General features: G+C 59.0%; 8 protein-coding genes. 2 read left to right on the top strand and 6 right to left on the bottom strand.

The genetic code is table 11. From position 1 onward, the window contains the following. The 4 genes from ACW8F6_RS17610 to ACW8F6_RS17595 form a co-directional block, all read right to left on the bottom strand. A partial coding sequence (locus ACW8F6_RS17610) for an enoyl-CoA hydratase-related protein (protein WP_491577198.1) occupies positions 1–207 on the bottom strand: 207 nt, incomplete at its 3' end. Positions 208–215: 8 nt separating this feature from the next. Then, on the bottom strand, positions 216–1,823 hold the full coding sequence (locus ACW8F6_RS17605; protein ID WP_491577197.1) for a carboxyl transferase domain-containing protein: 1,608 nt from the start codon (positions 1,821–1,823) through the stop codon (positions 216–218). Between the two features lie 134 nt (positions 1,824–1,957). Continuing rightward, positions 1,958–3,127, bottom strand: coding sequence for an isovaleryl-CoA dehydrogenase (locus tag ACW8F6_RS17600; RefSeq protein ID WP_491577196.1), 1,170 nt, complete (start codon positions 3,125–3,127; stop codon positions 1,958–1,960). A 53-nt stretch (positions 3,128–3,180) separates the two neighbouring features. Further along, on the bottom strand, positions 3,181–3,558 hold the full coding sequence (locus ACW8F6_RS17595) for a MerR family transcriptional regulator (protein ID WP_491577195.1): 378 nt from the start codon (positions 3,556–3,558) through the stop codon (positions 3,181–3,183). Positions 3,559–3,767: 209 nt separating this feature from the next. Between ACW8F6_RS17595 and ACW8F6_RS17590 the strand changes: the two genes are divergently transcribed. Further along, on the top strand, positions 3,768–4,604 hold the full coding sequence (locus ACW8F6_RS17590) for a DUF2884 family protein (RefSeq protein WP_491577194.1): 837 nt from the start codon (positions 3,768–3,770) through the stop codon (positions 4,602–4,604). 20 nt (positions 4,605–4,624) lie between these two features. Here ACW8F6_RS17590 and ACW8F6_RS17585 read toward each other — a convergent pair whose 3' ends face one another. Further along, positions 4,625–5,737, bottom strand: a complete 1,113-nt coding sequence (locus tag ACW8F6_RS17585) for a hypothetical protein (RefSeq protein ID WP_491577193.1) — start codon at positions 5,735–5,737, stop codon at positions 4,625–4,627. 120 nt (positions 5,738–5,857) lie between these two features. On the opposite strand from ACW8F6_RS17585, the gene serB reads away from it, so the two are divergent. Beyond that, entirely contained in the window at positions 5,858–7,003 is a 1,146-nt protein-coding gene (serB, locus tag ACW8F6_RS17580; RefSeq protein WP_491577192.1) for a phosphoserine phosphatase SerB, read from the top strand. Between the two features lie 63 nt (positions 7,004–7,066). On the opposite strand, the gene ACW8F6_RS17575 is transcribed toward serB, so the two are convergent. Next, on the bottom strand, positions 7,067–8,618 hold a 1,552-nt coding region (locus ACW8F6_RS17575; protein WP_491577191.1), incomplete at its 5' end, for an EAL domain-containing protein.

Below are 8,618 nucleotides of genomic sequence, written 5' to 3'. Positions count from 1 at the left end.
CGTCATCCAGCCCTGCTCGGCGCCGGGTGAAATTGAGTTCCCATCTGCTGCAAACCCCTGCGCCCGAACTCTTTGTTCTTCGCGCGCGCGCTCGAAGGCCTGTTGCAACTCGGCGATCACGCCGTCGTCAAAGGCGTTGTGTTTTTCGGCGCGGTCCAGGGTCACGGTGACCACCTGGCGCGCATCTTTTTCATAGCGAATGCTCATGGCGGGCCTCACATGCGGAACACGCCAAAGCGCGTCTCGTCGATGGATTTATTTAAGCTGGCCGAGAGAGCCAGGCCCAATACCCGACGGGTGTCGGCCGGGTCGATCACACCGTCATCCCACAGGCGCGCCGAGGCGTAGTAGGGGTGGCCCTGTTGCTCGTAGGTGTCGATCACCGGTTTTTTAAAGGCAGCTTCTTCTTCAGCGCTCCAGCTTTCGCCGGTTTTTTCCATCTGGTCTTTTTTAATTTGCGCAAGTACGCCGGCGGCCTGCTCGCCACCCATGACGGAAATGCGCGCATTGGGCCACATGAATAAAAAGCGTGGGTCGTAGGCGCGGCCGCACATGCCGTAGTTGCCGGCGCCAAAGGAGCCGCCGATCAATACGGTGAGCTTGGGTACCTGCGCGCAGGCCACGGCGGTAACCATTTTGGCGCCGTGCTTGGCGATGCCGCCGGCTTCATACTGGCGGCCCACCATAAAGCCGGTAATGTTTTGCAAAAACACCAGCGGGATTTTGCGTTGCGCGCACAGCTCTACAAAGTGCGCGCCCTTTTGCGCAGACTCGGAAAACAAAATGCCGTTGTTGGCGACGATGCCCACGGGGTAGCCGTAGATGCGGGCAAAACCGCACACCAGGGTGGTGCCGTACAGGGCTTTGAATTCGTCGAATTCGGAGCCATCGACGACCCGCGCGATGATTTCGCGCACGTCGTAGGGCTTGCGCGTGTCTTTGGGAATGATGCCGTAAATTTCTTTGGCGTCGTACAGCGGTTCCACCGGTGCGCGCACGTCGAGTTGCGCGGGCTTGGTGCGATTCAAGCGGCCCACGGCATTGCGCACCAATTCCAGTGCGTGGTGGTCGTTGCGGGCGAAGTGATCGGCCACGCCCGAGGTGCGGCAGTGCACGTCGGCGCCACCCAGATCTTCGGCGGAAACCACCTCACCGGTGGCGGCTTTCACCAGCGGTGGGCCGCCCAGGAAAATTGTGCCCTGCTCTTTGACGATGATGGACTCGTCGGCCATGGCGGGCACGTAGGCGCCGCCGGCGGTGCAGGAACCCATAACCGCGGCAATTTGCGCAATGCCCTTGGCAGACATGTTGGCCTGGTTAAAAAAGATGCGCCCAAAGTGTTCGCGATCGGGAAACACATCGTCTTGGCGGGGCAGATTAGCGCCGCCGGAATCCACCAAATAAATGCAGGGTAAATTGTTTTGATCGGCAATGGTTTGCGCGCGTAAATGTTTCTTAACCGTGAGTGGGTAATAGGAGCCACCCTTGACGGTGGCATCGTTGGCGACGATGACGCACTCCTGGCCGTTGACGCGGCCGATGCCGGTGATCACGCCGGCGGCGGGCACCACATCGTCGTAGACTTCAAAGGCGGCCAGCGGCGACAGCTCCAAAAAGGGCGAACCGGGATCGAGCAGGGCGTCGATGCGATCGCGCGCCAGCAATTTTCCGCGCGCGGTGTGTCGGGCCTGGGCTTTCTCGCCGCCGCCCTGATGGATGTGCGCCAGCTTGGTGTTGAGATCGTCAACCTGCGCCTGCAGGTGTGCGGCATTGGCGACGAACTCCTCGGCGCGGGGATTGATTTGGCTTTTGAGTAGGGGCATTCCTTGGGCTCCGTGAGCAGGCGCCGACGGGCGGCGCGGGGACTTACCGGGCGGCTGAGCCGGCTCGAACAGTGGCGCGACGGAGGGTCTGGTCGCGCGTGTCGGAGTCGGTTCCGCCGCCTGTTGCGTGCAACTTATCGGGTTTCGTTAAACAGCTCGCGACCGATCAACATGCGGCGGATTTCGCTGGTGCCGGCGCCAATTTCGTACAGCTTGGCGTCGCGCAGTAAACGGCCGGTGGGGAACTCGTTAATGTAACCGTTGCCGCCCAGCAACTGGATCGCATCGAGCGCCATTTTGGTGGCCATCTCGGCGGTGTACAAAATTACGGCGGCCGCATCTTTGCGCGACTCTTCGCCGCGATCGCAGGCCTTGGCCACGTTGTACAGGTAGGATTTTGAGGCGTTCATGCCGGCGTACATGTCGGCCACTTTGCCCTGTACCAACTGGAATTGTCCGATGGACTGGTTGAACTGTTTGCGATCGTGGATGTAGGGCACCACCACGTCCATGCAGGCGCTCATGATGCCAGTGGGGCCACCGGAGAGCACGGTGCGCTCGTAGTCCAGGCCGCTCATCAGTACTGCCACGCCGCGGCCTTCGCCGCCCAGAATATTTTCTTCCGGCACTTCGCAATCCTGGAATACCAGCTCACAGGTGTTGGAGCCGCGCATACCCAGCTTGTCGAGTTTTTGGTGGCGGGAAAAACCGGGGAAGTCGCGCTCGACGATAAACGCGGTCATGCCCTTGGAGCCGGCGTTGATATCGGTCTTGGCGTAGATGACGTAGGTGTGGGCATCGGGGCCGTTGGTGATCCACATTTTGTTGCCGTTCAGAATGTAGCGATCGCCTTTTTTCTCGGCGCGCAATTTCATCGACACCACGTCGGAGCCGGCATTGGGTTCGCTCATGGCCAGTGCGCCAATGTGCTCACCGGAACACAGCTTGGGCAGGTACTTTTGCTTTTGCGCTTCGGTGCCGTTTTTGTGAATCTGATTGACGCACAAGTTGGAGTGGGCGCCGTAAGACAGGCCCACGGAGGCGCTGGCGCGGGAGATTTCTTCCATGGCCACCACGTGCGCCAAGTAGCCCATGTTAGTGCCGCCGTACTCTTCTGCGACCGTCATGCCCAGCAGGCCCATGTCGCCGAATTTTTTCCACATATCCATGGGGAATTCGTTGTCGGCATCGATTTGCGCGGCGCGCGGCGCCAGTTCGCCCTGGGCGAATTGATAGACGGAATCGCGCAGCATGTCGATATCTTCGCCCAGGCCGAAATTCAATGTGGGGTAGGGAAAGCTCATGGGATGTCCTCTCGAAAATGTTGTTGTTTTACTGTTCGTTGTGATTGGGTGCGTCAGTTACTGGCTTTGAGGGCCTGCTTGCAATTGGTCTCGGCGTCATCCAGTTCGGCCAGCATGATGTCGATGTCGCGTTTCTGTGCCAGCAGCGCCTGCCGGCGCTCCTGAATTTTATGGATCAGCCGCTCCAGCTGGGGGGCGTTGTTGGAGCCAGGGTCGTACATGCCGATGATCTCGCCACTCTCTTCCAGACTTAAACCCAGCCGCTTGCCGCGCAGAATCAGTTTTAGTTTGACCCGGTCGGCGTGGTTGTACAGGCGCGTTTGGCCCCGGCGCGCTGGGGCCAGCAGGCCCTTGTCCTCGTAAAAGCGGATGGCGCGGGTGGTGATGTCAAATTCCCGCGCCAGATCGGAGATGCTGTAAACCTTGTCCATTGCGACCTCTTTACCCGTGCTGCGCAAACTCTACCGCAGGTTGACGTTAACGTAAAGGTAAGCATTGATCTAAGCAGCCGCCTGCAAATATCTCCCTGCCATAAGGCCACGGCTCACCGGCGGCAGTCTGCCATTGGCCGATTTGGGCTGTCCTCCTGGCGCATCCTGTGGTTTTCTAGAGTCCGAATAATTTACGCGGGGAATGGACGATGCGCGCGCTAGGGTGCTGGGTTATTGGGTTGGTGTTGTCGGCGTCGGCCGGCGGTGTGTTGGCGGGTGTGGACATGGGGCTACGCGATTGCCATGTGCGTTTCGCCAGTGATTTTAGTGTGCAGCCCACCGGGGTGAATTCTACCCAGGCCGAGCGGGTGTATGTGTTAAAGCCCAGTGGCGAGGTGCGCGTGGACGGTGCGCCGGTGGTGCTAAGCGCAGAGCAGCGAGCGCTGGTGGTTGACTACACGAGGGACCTACAGGCCTTTATGCCAACTCTGGTCACCTTCGTAAAAGATCTACTGGACACGGTTGGCGAAGTGGTGGCCCAGGCGCTGGCGCAGGCCTTTGGCGAGGCCAGCGAGCCGGCGGTCAAGGTGCGCGAGTCCTTGGCGTTGGCCGATACCAAGTTCTCGCAGCGCATGGCGGCACGTCCCGGCGAGTATCGGGTGGTCGACGAGCGCCTGGATGTGTTGGATGGCACCTTTGACGACGACATAGAGGCGATGGTGGAAGAGGCGGTCACGGCCTCCATAGGCAGTGTGTGGTCGTTGTTGGGAAGTGCCATGTTCAGCGCCGAGGGTGATTTTGAAACGCGCATGGCGGCGTTCGGCGCCAAAATGGAGCGCTTTGGCGAGCAGGTGGAAAAGCAGATGGAGGCGCAAGAACCCGCATTGGATGCTCGTGGCGATGCGCTGTGCGCGCAAGCTGAAAAAATAGAGCAGTTGGAATATCGCTTGCGCGAAACAATCCCGGAACTTGCGCACTACCGTTTGATGGACAGCCGGAAAAAAGCCCGCGAGGCGGCCAATAACGGCGAGTTGCGCGCGCGCTAAAACGCGCCCTTCGAGTAATTCTAGCCTTCGTCCTGCTCCGGCGTGAGACCCGCCAGCTGCGCCAGTTGGTTATCCAGTAATTTTTTATAGGGCGGCAGCACCTGCTCTATACGGGCGCTGCGCTGGTCTGCGCGGGCGGCGAACTGGCAGCGCTCGGTCAGTGTCTCTTCCAATAATTTTACCGAAATAATGGTGGCGCGCATGCCGCCGGGTTTCAACTGGCGGGCATATTGCGACTTCAGATTGGCGCTGGCTTCAAAGGGCAGTATGCGGGCGCCCAACTGCAATGCCAGCTCGCTCTGCTCGCTGAGGGCGTGCAGCAGCTCTGCACTGCAAATGGCCTTAAAACTGGCATCGGCCCGATTTTCATCGGCGAATAACAGCGTTAACTGGTGATTTTGCAACCCCAGGCTTTCGCCGCCGTAGAGTGAGATCACCCCCTGCAGTTGCCGCTCAAATCGCTCCAGCAACTTTTTAAAGGCCTCGCCGTTGAGCTCTGTGTGGAGCTGATCGAGGTTTAGTAAATCCAATGTGAGCGTCACCTTGCGCAGCGGTGTGGGGGCACTGGGTGTGTGCGTCGCCGGCGGTTGAGGTGCTGTGGGGTTGCGGTACAAGAGTGCCGCGAGCGTGGTGAGCGCCACCAGGGCAATCAGGGTGAGCGCCAGGCGACCGTAGAGGCGATAGCGATTGTTCAGGGCCGCCTGGGCGCTCACGGCGACGGTCACATAGCCGGCCACGCTGTCTTGCAAGACGATAGGTGCGGAAAAGTGCAGCTGCAGTTTGCCGGTGACAGTGCCGTTTTGTACCAGCAGGCGATTCTCCACGTCGTGCACGGTGGCGCCATCCACATCGAGGTTTTTAGTAATGTCGGCCAGTAGCGCCGTCAGGCTCACCCGGTCCTGGTTCAGCATTGCCGACTCGGCTTGCTCGGCGGCCATGTTGGCCAGCGCTTGGCCGTAGCGCTGGGCTACATTCTGCATTTGCTGATCCAGGTAGCGGTGCAATTGCCAGCCGCAGGCGAGGGTGAGCAGCAGTGCCAGCACGAGCGTGAAGCCCACGGGCTGCGGATGCAGCAGTCGGTCTCGCAGCAGTTGCAGCGGGCGGGTGTTATTGTTTTTGTGGTTTGAGGTCATAGGCCTGCCAAACAGCACCCAAGTCGGGCGTAAAAGGCCGCCTAGTTTAGCCTATTGCCGGGTGAAAACTATATAATGCCGCCCACAAACCGTTGCCCTTCAGTTACAGGCCTGTCCAACATGATCAGCGTTCACCTTTCCTGCTTTCACGACCACTACGACCTGACGGAGGTGCTCGCCCAGCTCGATCATTTGCCCGTGCGCAGTCAGCCCTTGACCTGCGAACAATGGTCGCCGGGATTTAGCCTGCAGCTGGCGTGCGAGGCGCCCGTGGATGCCCAGTCACTGCAGGCCTCTATCGCCACCCTGTGGCCCGATATGCAGGTGCAGGTGCAGGATCGACCGGCGCCGGATTACACCTTCGTGGCCACACTCATGGCACCTGTGTTGCGCCCGGCACACCTGGCTCAGGTGGTTCAGCAACTGGCTGGACAGGGGTTGCACTTGTTGAGTAGCCGCAGCTTGTCGCGACCGCTGGCGCGCAACCGCCAAGCTTGGCAGCTGCGCTTGTCCGGTCAAACCAATTTACTGGAAACCCGCGCAGTGTTGCGCAGCCTGGCTGATCGCCTAGGTGTCGATATCAATCTGCAGCCCGGCGCCGCCTATGGTCGCCAGGGGGGCTTGATTTGTTTTGATATGGATTCAACCTTAATCAAGGCCGAGTGTATCGACGAGCTGGCGGCCGCGGCCGGTATTGGCGAAAAGGTGTCGGCGATTACTGCCGCGGCCATGCGCGGCGAGCTGGACTTCATCGAGAGTTTTACCCAGCGCATGGCGCTGCTTAATGGTTTGCCCGAATCGGTGTTGGCCGGCATTGCCGACAAGCTCGAACTGATGGATGGCGCGGCGCAATTGATTAACACGCTAAAAGCGCGTGGTTTTCACACCGTTATTTTGAGCGGGGGTTTTGTGTACTTTGCCGAAAAAATCCAGGCGCGGCTTGGCATAGATGAAGTGCATGCCAACGCCCTGGAAATTGTGGACGGCAAAGTCACCGGCCGCGTCACCGGCACGGTGGTCGATGGCAAGCGCAAGGCGGCGTTGATTCAGCGCATTGCCGCCGAGCGGGGCCTGTCGCTGTCGCAGGTGATTGCCGTGGGCGACGGAGCCAACGATCTGCCCATGCTGGGCCTGGCCGGTATGGGCGTTGCAATTCACGCGAAACCCCTGGTGCGCGCCTCGGCCGATTACGCCATCAGCACTCTGGGGCTGGAGGCTGTGTGCTATTTGCTCGGGCTTACTGATCAGGAATTTGTGGCGGCCTAGTGGCGCGCGCAACCCATAAAAAAACCCGCTGAAACGCGGGTTTTTTTATGGGTTCGCAAGGCTTTAGCCATCCATGCTGAAATCGTAGTCCATGCCCTCTGACGGGCCTTGCAGATAGTGGCCTTGAATATAGTGCACGCCGCTCTGCCACAGAGTAGACAGCACGTTGGCATTTTCCACAAAGGGCACCACGGTAATTTTTTCCAATTTGTGCAATTCTTTAATGATGTTGGTGAGCGACTCGGCGCCCTCGCTGCCATTTTGCACATCCTGGGTAAAGCTGCCGTCCACTTTGATGTATTGGGCGGGCACGTGCTTTAAGGTATTGAAGTGGTTCATGGCGCAGCCGAAGCCGGAAATGCACATGGCGGTTTTCAGTTTGCCGAGGCCCGCGCAAAAGGCCTTGGCGGCGTTCATGTGATTGGTTACGTCCATTTCGCGCACCTGGAACATGATCGCATCGGACGGCAGCTTGGCGGCCTTAAAGGCGACACCCAGCCAAGGCAGCAGGCTTTCGTCGGTGAGCGAGTGGCGACTGAGGTTAATCACCAGGCTGGTGTTGTTGCCCTTGGCGCGATGCTCAGACAGCATCTTGATAGATTCGAGAATGACCCAGCGATCAATTTTTGTGGTGGCGCCGATGGCTTCAGCGGCCTCCAGAAATTTGGCCGGCTCGATGTCTTTGCCCTCTTCGTCCACCATGCGCAACAGTACTTCGTACAATTCGTTTTCGTTGCCGCGCAAACTGATAATGGGCTGAAAAAGCAATTTAAATTGGTTGTTGTCCACCGCTCGCTGCAGCGCGCGCGCGATGTCGGCGCCGGCGTCTGCGTTGCCAATTTTGGGCTCGAAGAGTTTAGCGTCGTTGCCTAGGCCGCCCTCGCCTTTTTTGCGAACTTCTTCGATGGCTTGAAGCGCTTGGTCGATGACCGCTTCCGAGTCTTTGCTGGCCTCAGTCACTAGCGACAAGCCGGCGGTGATGGTGAACTGCACAGTGGTGCCGTCGATATCGAAAACTGTTTCGGCCACTTCGGCGCACAGAGCCTTGGCGCGCTGTACCAGTTTGTCGGCGCTGGTGCCGGGCGACAGCAGTGCAAAGGTGTCGTCGCTAAAGCGCGCTAAGTGTTCGCCCGGTTTTGCGTGGCGGCTAACCAGCTCTGCCAGTTTTTTAATGACGCCGTCGGCGACGCTGACGCCGTGCACACTTTCGACCCGGTCAAAAAATTGATCTGCTTCAATGTAGGTCAGCGTGGCGCCGGCTTCGCCATCGGTGGCTTTGTCCACCGATTGCTCCAGGCGCTCCAGAAAGTATTGGCGATTAAACAGGCCAGTTTGTACGTCGGTTTGTTTGATTTCCTGTAGCTGCGCTTCCAGTTCTTCGCTGTTATCCTGGCTTGCGCGCATCACCAATTGAATGCAGGGCTCCTCGTCAAAAATGGCGTGCGCCACCTCCATTTTAAAGGCGTGTTTACTGCCGGCCTGGTGCAGGCCGTTAAAGCTCATTTCTGTGGATTCGGCCTCTTCGCCTTTTAACGTGAATTCTTTTAGAAACTGCTTGGTGCGGTCGCGGTCTTCGGCGACCACCAAATCGATAGTGGGCAGGCAAAGAACATCG

This window comes from Simiduia sp., assembly GCF_058345725.1.
Note: the sequence above shows the minus strand (reverse complement) of the source record. Positions and strands in the feature narration are given on the sequence as shown.

What these genes read in the sequence shown, in the direction of transcription:
- ACW8F6_RS17605 (WP_491577197.1), bottom strand. Translation starts at nt 1,823, where the DNA reads ATGCCCCTACTCAAAAGCCAAATCAATCCCCGCGCCGAGGAGTTCGTC.
- ACW8F6_RS17600 (WP_491577196.1), bottom strand. Translation starts at nt 3,127, where the DNA reads ATGAGCTTTCCCTACCCCACATTGAATTTCGGCCTGGGCGAAGATATC.
- ACW8F6_RS17595 (WP_491577195.1), bottom strand. Translation starts at nt 3,558, where the DNA reads ATGGACAAGGTTTACAGCATCTCCGATCTGGCGCGGGAATTTGACATC.
- ACW8F6_RS17590 (WP_491577194.1), top strand. Translation starts at nt 3,768, where the DNA reads ATGCGCGCGCTAGGGTGCTGGGTTATTGGGTTGGTGTTGTCGGCGTCG.
- ACW8F6_RS17585 (WP_491577193.1), bottom strand. Translation starts at nt 5,737, where the DNA reads ATGACCTCAAACCACAAAAACAATAACACCCGCCCGCTGCAACTGCTG.
- serB (WP_491577192.1), top strand. Translation starts at nt 5,858, where the DNA reads ATGATCAGCGTTCACCTTTCCTGCTTTCACGACCACTACGACCTGACG.